Raw genomic sequence first — 14,607 nt, forward strand, 5'->3', positions numbered from 1 at the left:
TGCACCACTTCTCCTTCATGCCTGCTGTGCGCGGATCCGGCGATCGAGTTCGAGGACCCGGTTCGACTGCTCGGCCACCGCCGGATCGATGAGGGCTCCGTCCCGGTCGAGCAGCGCGGAGGAACCCGCCTCGTGCGACGCCGCGAGCGCGTCCACGACCGCCCGAGGCCGCTCGACCTCGACCCGGGACGGTGTGAACACCTCGTTCACCACGTCGACCTGCCGGGGATGGACGACCGACCGTCCGAAGTAGCCGCGGGCGCGGGCGTCCTCGCTCGAGGCCCGCAGGCCGTCGAGGTCGCCGACCCGGGTGTGGACGGACTGGACGGGGCGGGCCTTCCCGGCGGCGGCGCACGCCGCGACGATCCGCCCGCGCGCCCAGCCCAGCCCGCGGTCGTCGAGGATCCGCAGGTCCGCCTTGAGGTCCGCCTCGCCCAGCAGCATCCCGACGACCGCCGGGTGCGCGGTCGCCAGGGCGTAGGCCCGCTCGAGCCCCAGTCCCGTCTCGACGACGAGCCAGAGCGGCAGGCCGGTCTCGTCGGCGAGCCGGCGTACCTGCTCGGGGTCCTCGGTCTTCGAGAGCCGGAGCCCGGCCGGACGGTGCCCGGCCAGAGTCGCGAGGTCGTCCGGTCCCCACGGGGTGGTCGGCCCGTTGACCCGGACCCAGGGTCGGGGACCGGTGTGGCCGTCGAGGAACCCGGCGAGAGCCGTCCGGGCGGCCGCCTTGTGCCCGGGGGGCACCGCGTCCTCGAGGTCGACGACCACCGCGTCGGCTCCCGACGCGAACGCCTTCGGGAGGAGCTCCGGGCGGTGGCCCGGGACGTAGAGCCAGCTGCGGGCGGTCGTCGTCACACCACACCGTCCGCGCGCAGCCGGTCCAGCTCGGCCGGGTCCACGCCGTACCGGGCCAGCACATCGGCGGTGTCGCGGCCCTTGCGCGGGCCGGTGGCCCGGACACTGCCGGGGGTCTCGGACAGGCGGAACATCGGTCCCGGGAAGCGGACCTCGCCGAGTTCCTCGTCGTGGTAGCGCCCGATCGTCCCCAGCGCGGTGTACTGCGGGTCGGCGAAGATGTCGGCGACCGTGTAGATCGGGGCCACGGCCGCCTCGGCCTTCTCGAACTCCTCCATCGCGACATCGAGATCGCGCTCGGCCACCCAGGCTGCGACCGCTCCGTCCAGCTCGTCGGCGTGCAGGGCGCGCTGGGCTCCGGAGGCGAACCAGGGTTCGTCCACGAGGTCCGGTCGGCCGACCAGGCGCATCACCCGCTCGGCGATCGACTGGGCGCTCGTCGACACCGCGAGCCAGCGCCCGTCGCGTGCGCGGTAGGTGTTGCGTGGCGCGTTGTTGGTCGACCGGTTGCCGGTCCGGATCGGCAACGACCCGAGTTGGTCCCAGACGATCGCCTGCGGGCCGAGGACGGTGAGCAGCGGTTCGATCAAGGCCATGTCCAGCACCTGTCCACGGCCGGTCGTGTCCCGCGCGCGCAGCGCGGCGAGGACGCCGAACGCCGTCGTGATCCCGGCGATGCCGTCGGCGAGCCCGAACGGGGGGAGTGTGGGTGGCCCGTCTGGCTCACCGGTGATCGCCGCGAAGCCACTCATCGCCTCGGCGAGCGTGCCGAACCCGGGCCGGCGTGAGTACGGGCCGAACTGGCCGAAGCCGGTCACCCTCGCCAGGACGAGGCCGGGATTGATGCGGCTGAGCTCGTCGTATCCGATACCCCAGCGTTCCATCGTGCCCGGCCGGAAGTTCTCCACGACGACGTCGGCGTCGGCGACCAGGTCCCGGAACAGCTCCTGTCCGCGCGCCGAACCGAGATAGAGGGTGATCCCCTTCTTGTTGCGCGACAGCATCTTCCACCAGAGGCCGATGCCGTCCTTGTCGGCGCCGTGGGTGCGGACGGGGTCACCTTTCGGGTGCTCGATCTTGATGACCTCGGCGCCGAAGTCACCGAGCACGGTGGCTGCGAGCGGACCGGCGAAGAGCGTGGCGATGTCCAGGACCCGGATCCCGTCGAGCGCGGCGGCGGGCTCGGCGGTCCCGTCGTGGTCGTCTCTCACTGGCTGATTCCTCGCTGTCGTCGGGAGATCACGGACGGCCTCGGTGGCCGAGGCTGGTGGAGATGTCGCGCGCGGCCTCGACCACCTGGGGTGCCACGCGGCGGACAAACTCCGGGGTGACCCTGGACCGGGGTCCGCAGACGGAGATGGCGCCGACGGGAACGCCGTCGAAGCCGAAGACGGCCGCGGCGACCGAACCGGCGTCGGCCTGCCGCTCGCCGTCGGACGAGGCGTATCCCGCGTCGTTGATCTCGCTCAGCTCGGCCCGCAGAACATCCGGCCGGACCACCGTCTTCGCCGTCAGCTGCTCGAGCGGTTCCGCGAGGAGGCGGTCCAGCTGGTCTGCGGGCAGGTGGGCGAGGATGCACTTGCCCGAACTGCCCGCGTGCAGGGGGAACCGGCGCCCCATCTCCACGCTCATGGCGATCTCGTGCGCGCTGACGATCTGGTCGAGGTAGACCCGTCCTCCGCGGAGGAGACCGCTGAGCGTCACGGTCTCGCCGGTGGTCAGCTGCAGGTCGGCGAGATGACTGCGGGCTGCCGAGCGGAGATCGGAGTCGCGCAGCGCGCGCACCCCCAGGGCCGCCGCCGCAGGTCCGAGGCGGTAACGGCGGGTGGCCTCGTCGAACTCGACCATGTCCCGGCCGGCGAGGGTCTGCAGGGCCCGGTGCACGACCGCCTTGCTGACCGTCATGTCGCGGGCGAGCTCGGAGATGCCCAGGGTCTCCGTCCCGTCGAGGAACCGCAGCAGGACGTCGAGTGTGCGTCCCGCGCTTTCGGTCCCCGCCGCCGCACCCGAACCGGATCCCATCAGCCCTACCGCCTTCCCCGCGCGCCCCGATGGCGCCGGTCCGGCGTCACCGCCTAGATAACGTATCGCCCAAAGGAACGCTATGTCGATAGCGGGGCTAGATGCAAATGTTCAGCGCCGTCGCTTGATTCTCCCGGTCAACGGAGCTAACTTCACTGCCTGCGAGAACGTCGCAGTGCGAGCAAGTGGACGCCACAGCAAACCTCCGATCGAATCGTTCCGCTGGAGGGAACGAATCGGAGCCCGCTCGACGCGTGAAGGGAACAGCGCAGTGACCCGAGCAGCACCACCCCCGTCCGCGGAGCCGAACGGTCGCGCCGGCATGCCGTTGTTCAACGAGCAGCCCCTCAAGCTCGGGCTGTTCGGGATCAACTGCAGTGGCGGTCTCACGATGACCGAGGCCGAGACCACCTACGAGGTGACGTGGGAGCACACGTCGAAGATCGCGAAGAAGGCCGACGAGGTCGGTTTCGAGGCGTTGATCCCCATCGCCCGCTGGAAGGGCTTCGGTGGTTCGACCGACTTCAACGGCACCGCATTCGAGACCTACACCTGGGCCGCGGCGCTCGCCGCGCAGACCGAGAACATCGCGATCGTCGCCACCTCCCATCTGCCGACCGTGCACCCGATCGTCGCCGCGAAGCAGGCGGCGACGATCGACCACGTGTCCGGCGGGCGGTTCGCCCTGAACCTGGTCATGGGCTGGTTCACCTCGGAGATGGAGATGTTCGGGGTCGTCCAGCGTGGACGCACCGACCGCTACGCGTTCGGTGACGAGTGGCTCGGCGTGGTCCGGGATCTCTGGACCTCCGACGACCCGGTCGACTTCGCGGGCGAGTACGTGACCGTCGCCGATGCGGTGTCGAAGCCGAGGCCGCTGCAGCAACCCCACCCCGTGCTGATCAATGCCGGGAACTCGCCCGCCGGCCTGGACTTCTCGGCACGCAACGTCGACATCAACTTCGCGGCCGCCCACACGCTCGACGATGCGCGCACATACTCCGCGCGGATCCGGGACCTGGCCTGGCGCGAGTACCGGCGCTCGATGAGCGTGATGATGTCGGCCTTCGTGATCTGCCGGGACACCGAGGAGGAGGCCCGCCAGGTCAGGGCGCACATCCTGGAGAAGGGTGACTACGTCGGTGCACGGAACCTGGCGACGACCCTCGGGATGCAGAGCTCCTCGTTCGACAGCCAGGTCAGCGCCGGTCTGGACCCGTTCGTCCTCAGCTTCGGTGCCTACACGATCGTCGGCACCCCCGAGCAGGTCGCGTCCCAGCTGGTCGACCTGTCACGGGCCGGCATCGACGGTGTCGCGCTGGCCTTCCTCGACTACCTCGAGGAGCTCACCCATTTCGACGAGAACGTCATGCCACTGCTGAGAGAGGCCGGGATCCGCCGATGACCGACACCGCGCACGACACCGCGATCACCCTGACCCGCCCGACAGTGAGCGCCTCCCTGGCGACCGCACTGATCGCCGCGGCCGAACGGGCGTCGGTCGCCGCCGGACTGCGGATGAGCCTCGCCGTGATCGACGAGAGCGGTCTGCTCAAGGCCTTCCACCGCATGGACGGCGCCTCCTTCACCTCGGGGTCGGTCGCGCAGGACAAGGCGTTCAGCGCCGCGTCCGGCCGGCCGACGCACGCCTGGCACGCCGCGCTGGAAGCGGATGCCGTGCTCGGCGCGGGCGCGCGCTCGGCGATCCCGCGCCTGGTGACGCTGGGCGGTGGCTACCCGGTGATCGTCGCCGGGGAGCTCGTCGGCGGCCTCGGGGTGTCCGGTGGGCACTACACCCAGGACATGGACGTCGCGGTCGCCGCGCTGGCGGAGATCGGTGCCCGGAGTGACTGGTAGCGGTCCCTCGGCGCCGGTGGCCGTGGTCACCGGAAGTCGGGGAGGTATCGGCCGCGAGGTCGTCGCGGCTCTGGGCCGCGACGGGTACGCGGTCGTCGGACTCGACCGGGCGACGACCGGCGACGGGGCCACGGACACGGAGTGGGACTGCGACGTCACCGACCCCGGTGACTGTGCTGCGGCCGCGGCGCGGCTGCACGAGCGGTACGGCCGGCTCGACGCCGTCGTGCACTGCGCGGGGGTGAACACCTGGCAGCCGTTCGGCGAGGTCGCGCCCCAGCAGGCCCGGTCCGTCTTCGACGCGAACGTGTGGGGCACGGTCAACGTCCTGCTCGCTCTGCAGGACCTGCTCCGCCGCTCGGACCGCGGTTCGGTCGTCGCGGTCACGTCCACGGCCGGAGAGCGGGGTGTTCCGGGCACAGCCGTCTACGGGATGACGAAGGCCGCCGTCGGCTCGCTGGTGCGCACCCTCGCCATCGAGTGGGCCGACGTCCCGGTACGGGTGAACGCGATCTCCGCGACCATCGTGCCCACCGGGATGAACAGAGAGATCCGCCGGTCCCCGGGCTATCTCGAGGAGAAGCTCCGGACCATCCCCCTCGGCCGGATGATCGCCGCCACCGAGGTCGCGGACACGGCCGCGTTCCTCGCCGGTCCCCGATCCGCGGGGATCACCGGCGAGACGGTGCACGTCGACGGTGGGGTCACCGCGCGGGGTTGATCGTCGCGGGGTTGATCGTCCGCCTATCCGTCCGATGACGGTCTTCACACTGACAAGGAGGTTGGGATCCGTGAGGAAGGTCTGGCTGGCAAGCGCGGCGCTGCTCGTATTCGGGGTCGCAGGATGTGGGTCCGCCGGGGGTGGCTCGAACGCCGCCGACGACGTGATCAGGATCGGGTTCATCGCGCCGACGCAGGGGGCGTTCGGAGAGATCGGGGAGAACCTGGTCGACGGCGCCCGGATCGCGGTCGACCAGGCGAACGCCGCGGGCGGCATCGACGGCAGGCAGCTGGAACTGGTGGTCACGGACGAGGGCACCAGCCCGCAGACCGCCACCCAGGCCGCGCGCGATCTCGTCGGCGACGGGGTGGAGCTCGTCGGCGGGATGTTCAGTTCCGCCAACTGCGGTGCGGTCGCACCGATCATCGAGCAGTCCCCCGCCGTGCTCATCACCGGTTCGTGCGCGAGCAACGAGCAGACCGGCGCCTTCACCGGGCAGGCCCCCTTCACCCGGACCTTCGGTGTCGCGGCGCGGGACCGGTCCACCGCGGACGCCGTCGCCGAGGTGATCGGACAACGGTTCCCTCAGGTGAGGACGTTCGACGTGCTCGGCTTCGACTACAAGTGGGGCCGTGAGACCTGGGACGGGTTCCGGGACGGCCTCGACGGCGGGGCGGGCATCACCGTCAACCGTGAGCAGTGGCTGCCGCTGAACACGACCGACTTCCGCGCGCAGGTCTCCGCGATGAGCCGGGGCCTGGCCGGGGAGCGCGACGGCCGGGGAGTCTTTCTCAGCACCTACGGCGCCGGGACCGCCGGGTTCATCCAGCAGGCCGAGTCGTTCGACCTGCCCCAACAGATCGCGGTTCTCGCCAACGCCGGTGAGTACTACAACGTCGCGCGGTCGCTGAACGGCCGGGCACCCGACATGTGGAACGCCTACGACTACAACTACGCCGCCTTCGACACACCCGTGAACCAGGAGTTCGTCGAGGCCTACGGCGCGATGCACGACGGCGCACGCCCCGTCGGCTGGACCTACCAGGGGTACCTGGTCGGCCTCGCCTACACCGCCGCGCTGCAGGAGGCGGGCACCGACGACCCGGAGCAGGTGCGCACCGCGCTGGAAGGCGTGACGTTCGACGGGCCCAGCGGTCCGGTCACCATCGGTGCCGAGTCGCACCAGGCGGACATCCCGACCGTCGTCAGCCACACGGTGGGCGCACCGGATCAGCCCGACGGGATCGACGTGGTGGAGACCATCGTCGTGCCGTACGGGGGGCGGTGAGTCCGGTGGGCGAGATCGTCGCCGCACTCGTCGCCGGCGTGGCGGGCGGTGTGCCGTTGTTCGTCGTGGCCAGTGGTCTCACGCTGATCTACGGCGTGATGCGGGTGCTCAACTTCGCGCACGGCGCACTGTTCGCCCTCGGGGCGTTCGTGCTCGCCACCGTCCTGGGCGGGGCCGCGCCCTCGCCGTTGATGCTGGTGGTCGCCCTCCTCGTCGCCGCGGTGGTGGTGGGCGCGGTCGGAGCGGTCAGCGAGGTCACGATCTTCCGGCGGCTCTACACCCGTGACCACACCACCACGCTGCTGGCGTCGTACGCCCTGTTGCTGACCCTGGGGGGTCTCACCGAGCAGATCTGGGGGGTCACGCCGCGCAGTCAGGCCCAGGCGATCGAGCTCGCCGGGGCCGTGGGCATCGGAGGCATCCGGGTCGCGGTCTACGACCTCGTGCTCATCGGGATCGGTCTGGTGCTCGCGGCCGGCCTGACCGTCCTGCTCCGCCGGAGCTCCTTCGGGCAGAACATCCGGGCGGTGGCGCACGACGAGACCATGGCCCGCGCACTCGGGGTCCGGGCCCGCCGGGTCCAGCTACCGGTGTTCGTCCTCGGTTCGGCGCTCGCCGGTCTGGCGGGTGCGTTGATCGCACCGCTGGTGTCGATCGAGCCGGGCCTGGCCCCGACGTTCGTGGTGCAGAGCTTCGCCGTCGTGATCATCGGTGGACTGGGATCGATCCCCGGAGCACTAGTGGCCGCCTTGCTCATCGGCGTACTCGAGAGCTTCGCGGTGAGCTTCCAGCCCGGCCTCGTCGGGTTCAGCCTCTACATCGGTGTCGCCGCGGTGCTGCTGCTGCGCCCGGGGGGCCTGTTGAGCACCTCGTCCGGCCTCAGGGAGGCATGAGATGTCCCCAGTCATCGCACCTACCCGGCCCGCCGCGGCCACCGGCCCCGGCGGGTCGACCGGATCCCGGCTCGTGGGCCGGGTACCGCCGTCGGTGCGGACGCTCCTGGTGTGGCTGGTCGTCGGCGTCGCCGGTTACGCCGCCCTCGGCGGTTCGACGTTGTTCCTGGCCACCACGGCCGTGATCTACGCCCTGTTCGCGTTGGGCACCAGCATCCAGCTCGGCTGGACCGGGATGGTCTCGTTCGGGCAGGCCGCGTACTTCGGTGCCGGCGCGTACACGGTGGCGCTGCTCGCGCCGGCCGGGCTGCCCCCGCTGCTCGCGCTGGTCGCCGGAGCCGGAGTCGCGGCGCTGCTCGGTCTGCTGTTCAGCGTGGCCGCCACCCGGGTGACCGGCGTCGAGTTCACCATGCTCACCCTGGTCTTCGGGCAGATCCTGTTCCTGCTGCTCTACCGCGTGCCGGCGTTCGGCGGCGAGAACGGCCTGCCCGGCATCCCCCGGGGGACGATCTTCGGACAGTCGCTCTTCTCCGACGGCGCATTCTGGGTCTACACGGTCGCGATCGTCGCGATCGTCTCGGTCGGGATCCGCCGGGCCCGCCATTCGTCCTGGGGCGTCGGGCTGACGGCGGTTCGGGACGACCCGCGCCGCGCCGCCGCGCTCGGTCTCGACGTGCGGATGATGCGCATCACGGCCACCGGTGTCGCGGCCCTGCTCGGCGGTCTTGCCGGTGCCCTGTTCGTGCAGCTGCAGGGCATCGCCAGCCCGGAGGTCATGTCGTGGGTCGTCTCCGGCGAGGTCGTGATCATGTGCCTGATCGGCGGGGTCGCCACCTTCTGGGGCCCGGCCGTCGGAGCCGTGCTCTTCACCGTCGTCAGCTGGTCGCTGATGGACACCTCGGCCACCCCGGAACTCTATTTCGGACTGGGCCTGCTGATCGTCGTCCTGCTCCTTCCGGAGGGGCTCGCGGGCGCGGCGACGAAGGCACGCGACGTACTCGCGGGACGACGGAGGGGGACATCGTGAGCGACCAGGGTGTCGTGCTGCGCGCGACGGGGATCGTCAAGTCGTTCGGTGGCCCGCCGGCCGTGCGCGGGGCCTCGTTCGAGGTCACGGCGGGGGAAACGGTGTCGATCATCGGACCGAACGGGGCCGGCAAGTCGACCCTGTTCGGGGTGTGCGCCGGCGAGCACCGGCCGGACGAGGGAGCCGTCGAGTTCCGGGGCCGGACCGTGACCCGGTGGTCGGCCACGCGACGCGCGCGGGCCGGGATGAGCCGCACGTTCCAGGTGGCGTCGTTCTTCGGGTCCCGCACCGTCCGAGAGAACCTCGTCGTCGCCCACACCGCCACGGGCGGCACCTCGCTGGCGTTCTGGGACGTCCGCGGTTCCGCGGGCACGTGCCGGCAGGATGTGGAGGCCACGCTCGAACGGATGGGCCTGGCCACGCTGGCCGACACCCTGGCCGAGAACCTCGCCCAGGGTGACCGCAAACGGCTCGAGCTTGCGATGGCGATGCTGCAGCAGCCCCGGCTGCTGCTGCTCGACGAGCCCACCGCCGGCATGTCCGTCGACGACATCCGCCGGACCGTCGACCAACTGCGCAGGATCAAGGGCGAGAACCCCGAGCTGGCCGTCGTGCTCACCGCACACGACATGGACGTCGTGTTCTCGGTGAGTGACCGGGTGGTGCTGATGGGCCAGGGGGAGGTCCTCGTCGAAGGAACCCCGGCCGAAGTCGAAGCCGCTCCCGAGACGCGGGAGCTCTACCTCGGGACGGTGGACCGGTGACTCCGACGATCCTCGACGTCGGCGGGCTGCGAGCCTGGTACGGGTCCGCGCAGGCCCTGTTCGGCGTCGACCTCGACGTGAGCTCCGGTGAGATCGTCGGGCTCCTCGGGCGCAACGGCGCGGGCAAGAGCACCACCTTCAAGGCGATCATGGGGCTGGACGCCCAGGTCAGCGGGACGGTGACCTTCGACGGAGCCGACATCAGTGGGCTCCCGACCGAACGGATCGCTCGTCTCGGGATCGCCTGGGTGCCGCCGGACCGGCGGATCTTCCCGGGCCTGAGTGTCCGGGAGAACCTCATGCTGGCCGCGCGGGCGGCGCGGACCCCGCTCGACCTCGATCGGCTGATCGACGCCGTCCCGCTGCTCGAGCGGCTGGTCGACCGCGAGGGCTTCCAGCTCTCCGGAGGGGAGCAGCAGGCCGTCGCGATCGCCCGGGCGCTCGCCGGCACGCCTCGGCTCCTGCTGCTCGACGAGCCGACCGAGGGACTGGCTCCGCTCGTGGTCCAGCAGCTCGAGGCCTCGATCGCGGCGTTGCCCGAGAAATTCGGGGTCTCGGTGCTGCTCGCAGAACAGAACCTGCAGCTCGTGCTCCGCCTCTCCTCCCGGGTCTTCGTCCTGGACGGTGGCCGGCTGGGTCACGAGGGTTCCGCGGACGACTTCGCGGCGTCCCCGGAACTCCAGCACCGGCACCTGTCCGTCGCGTCCGCGGCCGAGGGGTCGTGATGTGGCGGCGACGGCATCCCACGAGTCAGGAGAGGAGCGGTCCGTGACCACATCGGCACCGCCACGTCGTACCACCGGCAGGGTCGAGGAGCGGGCCGGCCTGCTCGCCGCAGGGCTACGCCGGTACCGCCTCGGGCCGGACTGCGGCGTCGTCGTCTTCATGACCGACCTGGGCGAGGAGACCGAGGTCTCCGTCCGCGCCGCCCAGCTGCTGGGCAACGGTGCCCTGGTCGTCGGGATACCCGAGGCGGACTCCGCGGTCGCCGAGGCGGCCGCCGACATCGTCCGCCGCCGGCCGCGCGTGGTGTTCGCCTGTCCGCGTGGCACGGCTGCTCTGCGGGCGGCCCGATCGCCGGCACTGATCGTCGGGGACGGCCCCGGCGTGCTCTGGGCCCGCGCGATCGAGCTGATCGAGGCCCAGGCCGCATCGACGGGACGGGCGGAGAGATGACCGCGCCCACGGGGCCCGTGGAGGACACCTTCGTCGAGGTGATGGGAGGTGTATGTACGCCGGTCGCCGTGGTCACGGCCTTCGACGGGGACCGGCCGCACGGGACGACCGTCAGTGCCTTCGCCTCCCTGTCCCGGCAACCCCCGATGGTCATGGTCGCTCTCGACGAACGCTCGGACCTCCTGCACATCGTGCGGCGCACCCGGCTCGTCGGGATCAACGTGCTCGCGAGCGTCCACGCCGGACTGGCGACACGCTTCGCCGGCAAGGGCGCGGAGAAGTTCTCCGGCGTCGACTGGGAGCGGTGTCACGGGCTCCCGCGCCTGGCGGGCACCTCCGGCTGGCTGGCCTGCGACGTGGTCGATCTCGTGCTCGGCGGGGACCACACGATCGTGCTCGGGCGCGTCGTCGGAGCCGGCAGCCGGCCGGCGGAGCCACTCGTCTACCACCGGCGGTCGTTCGGTACGCACCGCGCCCTCGACGCGGGCGGAGTCACGGCGGACTGACGCCGGACTCGGGCGACCGTCGGTCGGGCCTGGACGCCGAGGCCCGGTGCGGTACACCGGGACGGCCCGCCCGAGATGGGCACACTCCGACCAGAATGACGGGGTCCGGCGAGGCGAGCGGTCGAGGAGCGGAGTGGCGTGCAGCGAGTATGGATGTTCGGGAGCATCGCGGTGACCGGGGAGGAGATCGACTTCCAGGACCCTGCCGAGACCGGGCCGGACGTGCGCGAACGCGGACTGCGGATCGAGCTGCGGATGGTCGAACCGGCGACGGCGGCGGGCAGCGTCTACGCCTCCACGGGCTGGGCCGCCGGTCCGGCCTTCTGCCGGTTCGACCTACTGGAGTCCCGTCCGGACGCGCGTGACCGGATCCACTGGCACCCCGCGATGACCGGCGGTGAGCCCGACGACCGGGTCTTCGACGCCGATCTCAGCCACGATCCGGCCGGGTGGATGCGCCGCCGGCTGGCCGACGCCGGGCCGTTGCTGCGCGAGGCCGGGATCGACGGCGACCACGACGACGCGCTGAGGGAGTTGCGCGCCGGGATCGCGGTGATCGGAAGCTGGATCGACCGCGGGCTGGAGGACATGCGGCGGCCGTGGCCCGACGTCGAGCACGACGAGCGCGGGCTGGCCGTGCCGTCCTGAGCGCTGCGGCGCCGCGCGGTCCTGATCCGGGACACCGCGGCCGTCGTCGCGGGCGGGGCCGCGCTGGCCGACGAGATCGGTCTCGACGCCATGTCGATGAGCGACCTCGCCCAGCGGCTCGAGGTCCGCACGCCGTCGTTGTACAAGCACGTCGCGAGCCGGCACGAGCTACGCCGGGGCATCGCCGTGCTGGTCTCGAACGAGGTCGCGGACCGGGTCGGCGAGGCGATCCGCGGGCGCTCCGGCCGGGACGCCCTCGACGCAGGGATGCGGGCCCACCACGACTACGCGGTGGCCCGCGCGGGTCGCTTCGTCGCGACGACCGGCGTACCCGTGGGGGCCCGGACGACCCGGTCGCGACGGCGGCCGGCCGGCAGCTCGACTACTTGGCCGCCTTACGCAGCTACGACATCGCTGCGGAACAGCAGGTGCACGCGATGCGGACTGTGCGCAGCCTGTTCCATGGGTTCGCCTCGATCCAGTCCGCGTCCGGTTTCCAGCTCGGGACCGATGTGGACGAGAGCTTCGAGTGGCTGATCGAGTTCGCCGACCGCAGGCTCCGGGCCATGGCATGTGTCGCGCCGCGCGGTCGGCGGGGACGACGGCACCCCCATCCGCAACGGACGGGGGCGCGGTCGGACTCGGGATGGGTCAGACTCCGGCGAGGTAGCGGTCGGTCTTCGCCGGGTCCATGAACCAGTGCCGGAAGTCCGACGGGTCGCTGAAGCCGTTGGCGAAGCGCCGCGCGACGACGTCGTTCTCCTGCGCCGTCCCGAGGATCTTCAGGACGTGCTCCGGCGGCGGGCCGAGCAGCGCGTTCGTCCAGTCGGTGACGTGCTGCGCGTAGTCCCAGTACGTGTGGAAGGTGGACTCCATCCACGCGGCGTCGAACGGGGCGTCACCGTGCTCCACGATGGACCGGTAGTACGTCTCGGCGCACTTGGCGGCGTTGTTCGACCCCTGGCCGGTGATCGGGTCGTTGGCCACGACGACGTCGGCCATGCCCAGCACCCGGCCGCCGGACGGGAGCGTGCCGACCGGGTTGCGCACCATCGGCGTGTAGCCGCCGGTCAGGGTGGCGAGCGGGTCGGTGAGCGTCGCGTTCTTCGCCCGCTCGTACTCCCACGGCAGGTACTCGCGGATGAGTCCGAGCATGCGCTCGAGGTGCTCCTGCGGACCGGGCCGGTCGCTCCAGCAGTCCAGCGGGCCGCCCGGCACACCCTCGAAGAAGAGGATCTCGCAGTTCCCGGACAGCGTGTACGCCGGGATCACGAACAGCTCGCCGACGCCCGGGATGATGTTGAACCGGACGGCGGAGAAGTCCGGGTGCTCCGGACGCCGGTCGACGCCGTGCACGTAGGCCAGGGACAGCGCGCGCTGCGGCCGCTCGAACGGCGAGAGCGCGGGGTTGCGGTCGAACAGCTGCACCAGCTCGCCCTTGCCGGCAGCGACGACGACGAGGTCGTAGAGCGGGGTGAGCCGGTCCAGGTCGGCGGTGGTGACACCGTGCAGCACGACCTTGCCGCCGCGCTTCTCGAACAGCTCCAGCCAGCCGGCCATCTTGACCCGCTGGTCGACGGACTGGCCGTACTCGTCGAGCATGCCGACCCAGTCCATCACCCGGCTCGAGTCCGGGCCCGCGATCGAGACGCCGAGGCCCTCGACGCGGACGGCGTCGTCCTCCCAGAAGTTCAGCTCGCGGCCGCGCTCGATCGCGAGCGCGTCGCCGAACATGCACTGGGTCGACATGACCCGGCCCTCGCGGATCTCGTCCGGGGTGCGCGCGGTCATGACGGTGACGTCGTAGTCCTTCGCCACCAGGCTCAGCGCGAGCTGGAGGCCGGACTGGCCCGCGCCGACGATGAGGACCTTAGGCATGGGAGCGCACCTTTCCTGGCATCGAGAGGTCTGGGAGCGACAGCACGTGCGTGACGAGCCGGCGCAGTGTGCCGACGGTCGACGCGGGCTCGCGGGCGTCGACGGTGACGAGGGGGATGTGCGGGGGCAGCGCCAGCGCCTCGCGGACGTCGGCGAGGTCGTGGTGCAGCTCCCCGTGGAACGTGTTGACCGCGACGACGAACGGGAGCTTCGAGTCGTTCTCGAAGTAGTTGATCGCCGCGAACGAGCGCTCCAGCTGACGGGTGTCGACCAGCACGATCGCGCCCAGCGCGCCGCGGGTCAGGTCGTCCCAGAGGAACCAGAACCGGGGCTGCCCCGGGGTGCCGAACAGGTAGAGCAACAGGTCCGACTGCAGGGTGATGCGGCCGAAGTCCATCGCCACCGTCGTCGTCGACTTGCCGGCCTCGACCGGCTCGTCGATCCCGGTTCCCGCCTCGGTCATCCACGCCTCGGTGTTCAGCGGCGGGATCTCCGAGACCGAACCGACGAAGGTCGTCTTGCCGACACTGAACCCGCCCGCGACGACGATCTTCGCGGAGATCGTGGGACGGCCGTCGGGACCGTCCTCCACCGACGCGGGCCGGCCCTCAGACCGATAGCCGCTCGAGTCCATCGAGGATCCTTCCGAGCATCTCGCGGTCATGGTGATAGGTGTGCGCGGTCGGGTGCACGTAGACCGCGCCCTGGGCGACCAGGTCGCTGAGCAGCACCCGGATCACGCCCAGCGGGGCGGCGACGGCCACCGACAGCTCCGCGATCGAGACCCGCGCACGGGCGCTCTCGTAGAGCTCCCGCGACTCCGGCATCAGCGTCGCGGACAGGCCCGGGTCGTAGCGCGGCACCGAGACCAGTGCCTCGACCAGCAGCTCGTGCTTGGCCTGGGTGCGCCCGCCGGTCAGCGTGTACGGCCGGATCCGGCGGCTGCGGCTGCGTGACATGCTGCTTCCCTCCGCC

At 71.3% G+C, this 14,607-nt stretch carries 18 protein-coding genes; 12 read left to right on the forward strand and 6 right to left on the reverse strand.

The features are described from left to right. Positions 1-15 precede the first annotated feature (15 nt). The 3 genes from WIS52_RS04745 to WIS52_RS04755 are packed head-to-tail and all read right to left on the reverse strand — an operon-like array spanning position 16 to position 2,874. Positions 16-852 (reverse strand): HpcH/HpaI aldolase/citrate lyase family protein, encoded by an 837-nt coding sequence (locus tag WIS52_RS04745; RefSeq protein ID WP_349296865.1) that lies wholly within the window; start codon positions 850-852, stop codon positions 16-18. Further along, positions 849-2,063 (reverse strand): CaiB/BaiF CoA transferase family protein, encoded by a 1,215-nt coding sequence (locus WIS52_RS04750; RefSeq protein ID WP_349296866.1) that lies wholly within the window; start codon positions 2,061-2,063, stop codon positions 849-851. The genes WIS52_RS04745 and WIS52_RS04750 overlap by 4 nt, the downstream gene beginning before the upstream one ends. 28 nt (positions 2,064-2,091) lie before the next feature. After that, positions 2,092-2,874 (reverse strand): IclR family transcriptional regulator, encoded by a 783-nt coding sequence (locus WIS52_RS04755; protein WP_349296867.1) that lies wholly within the window; start codon positions 2,872-2,874, stop codon positions 2,092-2,094. Between the two features lie 271 nt (positions 2,875-3,145). On the opposite strand from WIS52_RS04755, the gene WIS52_RS04760 reads away from it, so the two are divergent. From WIS52_RS04760 to WIS52_RS31665, 12 genes are all read left to right on the forward strand, one after another. Then, the gene (locus WIS52_RS04760) at positions 3,146-4,279 is read left to right on the forward strand and encodes an LLM class flavin-dependent oxidoreductase (protein WP_349296868.1); all 1,134 of its coding nucleotides are present in this window, start codon (positions 3,146-3,148) and stop codon (positions 4,277-4,279) included. Continuing rightward, positions 4,276-4,731 (forward strand): GlcG/HbpS family heme-binding protein, encoded by a 456-nt coding sequence (locus WIS52_RS04765; protein ID WP_349296869.1) that lies wholly within the window; start codon positions 4,276-4,278, stop codon positions 4,729-4,731. The genes WIS52_RS04760 and WIS52_RS04765 overlap by 4 nt, the downstream gene beginning before the upstream one ends. A gap of 22 nt (positions 4,732-4,753) precedes the next feature. Further along, positions 4,754-5,452, forward strand: a complete 699-nt coding sequence (locus WIS52_RS04770; protein ID WP_349296870.1) for an SDR family NAD(P)-dependent oxidoreductase — start codon at positions 4,754-4,756, stop codon at positions 5,450-5,452. 70 nt (positions 5,453-5,522) lie between these two features. After that, a complete protein-coding gene (locus WIS52_RS04775) occupies positions 5,523-6,740 on the forward strand; it encodes an ABC transporter substrate-binding protein (RefSeq protein WP_349296871.1) in 1,218 nt (405 codons plus the stop codon). 5 nt (positions 6,741-6,745) lie between these two features. Continuing rightward, on the forward strand, positions 6,746-7,633 hold the full coding sequence (locus tag WIS52_RS04780) for a branched-chain amino acid ABC transporter permease (protein ID WP_349296872.1): 888 nt from the start codon (positions 6,746-6,748) through the stop codon (positions 7,631-7,633). 1 nt (position 7,634) lies between these two features. Beyond that, entirely contained in the window at positions 7,635-8,660 is a 1,026-nt protein-coding gene (locus tag WIS52_RS04785) for a branched-chain amino acid ABC transporter permease (RefSeq protein WP_349296873.1), read from the forward strand. Then, the gene (locus tag WIS52_RS04790; protein WP_349296874.1) at positions 8,657-9,424 is read left to right on the forward strand and encodes an ABC transporter ATP-binding protein; all 768 of its coding nucleotides are present in this window, start codon (positions 8,657-8,659) and stop codon (positions 9,422-9,424) included. The genes WIS52_RS04785 and WIS52_RS04790 overlap by 4 nt, the downstream gene beginning before the upstream one ends. Then, the gene (locus WIS52_RS04795; protein ID WP_349296875.1) at positions 9,421-10,149 is read left to right on the forward strand and encodes an ABC transporter ATP-binding protein; all 729 of its coding nucleotides are present in this window, start codon (positions 9,421-9,423) and stop codon (positions 10,147-10,149) included. The genes WIS52_RS04790 and WIS52_RS04795 overlap by 4 nt, the downstream gene beginning before the upstream one ends. A gap of 43 nt (positions 10,150-10,192) precedes the next feature. After that, positions 10,193-10,600 carry a hypothetical protein gene (locus tag WIS52_RS04800; protein WP_349296876.1) on the forward strand — a complete coding sequence of 136 codons (408 nt, stop codon included), beginning with the start codon at positions 10,193-10,195 and terminating at the stop codon, positions 10,598-10,600. Beyond that, positions 10,597-11,106, forward strand: coding sequence for a flavin reductase family protein (locus WIS52_RS04805; protein WP_349296877.1), 510 nt, complete (start codon positions 10,597-10,599; stop codon positions 11,104-11,106). The genes WIS52_RS04800 and WIS52_RS04805 overlap by 4 nt, the downstream gene beginning before the upstream one ends. A 138-nt stretch (positions 11,107-11,244) precedes the next feature. Next, positions 11,245-11,754 carry a hypothetical protein gene (locus WIS52_RS04810; protein WP_349296878.1) on the forward strand — a complete coding sequence of 170 codons (510 nt, stop codon included), beginning with the start codon at positions 11,245-11,247 and terminating at the stop codon, positions 11,752-11,754. After that, complete coding sequence (locus WIS52_RS31665; RefSeq protein WP_379611200.1) at positions 11,706-12,449, forward strand: TetR-like C-terminal domain-containing protein; 744 nt, start codon at positions 11,706-11,708, stop codon at positions 12,447-12,449. The genes WIS52_RS04810 and WIS52_RS31665 overlap by 49 nt, the downstream gene beginning before the upstream one ends. Here WIS52_RS31665 and WIS52_RS04815 read toward each other — a convergent pair. Genes WIS52_RS04815 through WIS52_RS04825 form a run of 3 tightly spaced genes read right to left on the reverse strand, consistent with a single transcriptional unit; the run spans position 12,406 to position 14,591 of the window. Beyond that, positions 12,406-13,632, reverse strand: coding sequence for a styrene monooxygenase/indole monooxygenase family protein (locus tag WIS52_RS04815; RefSeq protein WP_349296879.1), 1,227 nt, complete (start codon positions 13,630-13,632; stop codon positions 12,406-12,408). The two genes, WIS52_RS31665 and WIS52_RS04815, sit on opposite strands and share 44 nt — an antisense overlap. Then, a complete protein-coding gene (locus WIS52_RS04820) occupies positions 13,625-14,266 on the reverse strand; it encodes a GTP-binding protein (RefSeq protein ID WP_349296880.1) in 642 nt (213 codons plus the stop codon). The genes WIS52_RS04815 and WIS52_RS04820 overlap by 8 nt, the downstream gene beginning before the upstream one ends. Beyond that, entirely contained in the window at positions 14,241-14,591 is a 351-nt protein-coding gene (locus tag WIS52_RS04825; RefSeq protein WP_379611197.1) for a DUF742 domain-containing protein, read from the reverse strand. Before WIS52_RS04825 ends, WIS52_RS04820 begins: the two co-directional genes overlap by 26 nt. Positions 14,592-14,607: the final 16 nt, after the last annotated feature.

It is taken from the genome of Pseudonocardia nematodicida (genome assembly GCF_040105385.1).
In the GTDB taxonomy this organism is placed as follows: domain Bacteria; phylum Actinomycetota; class Actinomycetes; order Mycobacteriales; family Pseudonocardiaceae; genus Pseudonocardia; species Pseudonocardia nematodicida.

Bases quoted from the DNA above. Each gene is read 5' to 3' on its own strand.
- WIS52_RS04755 (WP_349296867.1), bottom strand. From the start codon at position 2,874: ATGGGATCCGGTTCGGGTGCGGCGGCGGGGACCGAAAGCGCGGGACGC.
- WIS52_RS04765 (WP_349296869.1), top strand. From the start codon at position 4,276: ATGACCGACACCGCGCACGACACCGCGATCACCCTGACCCGCCCGACA.
- WIS52_RS04785 (WP_349296873.1), top strand. From the start codon at position 7,635: ATGTCCCCAGTCATCGCACCTACCCGGCCCGCCGCGGCCACCGGCCCC.
- WIS52_RS04805 (WP_349296877.1), top strand. From the start codon at position 10,597: ATGACCGCGCCCACGGGGCCCGTGGAGGACACCTTCGTCGAGGTGATG.
- WIS52_RS04815 (WP_349296879.1), bottom strand. From the start codon at position 13,632: ATGCCTAAGGTCCTCATCGTCGGCGCGGGCCAGTCCGGCCTCCAGCTC.
- WIS52_RS04820 (WP_349296880.1), bottom strand. From the start codon at position 14,266: ATGGACTCGAGCGGCTATCGGTCTGAGGGCCGGCCCGCGTCGGTGGAG.
- WIS52_RS04825 (WP_379611197.1), bottom strand. From the start codon at position 14,591: ATGTCACGCAGCCGCAGCCGCCGGATCCGGCCGTACACGCTGACCGGC.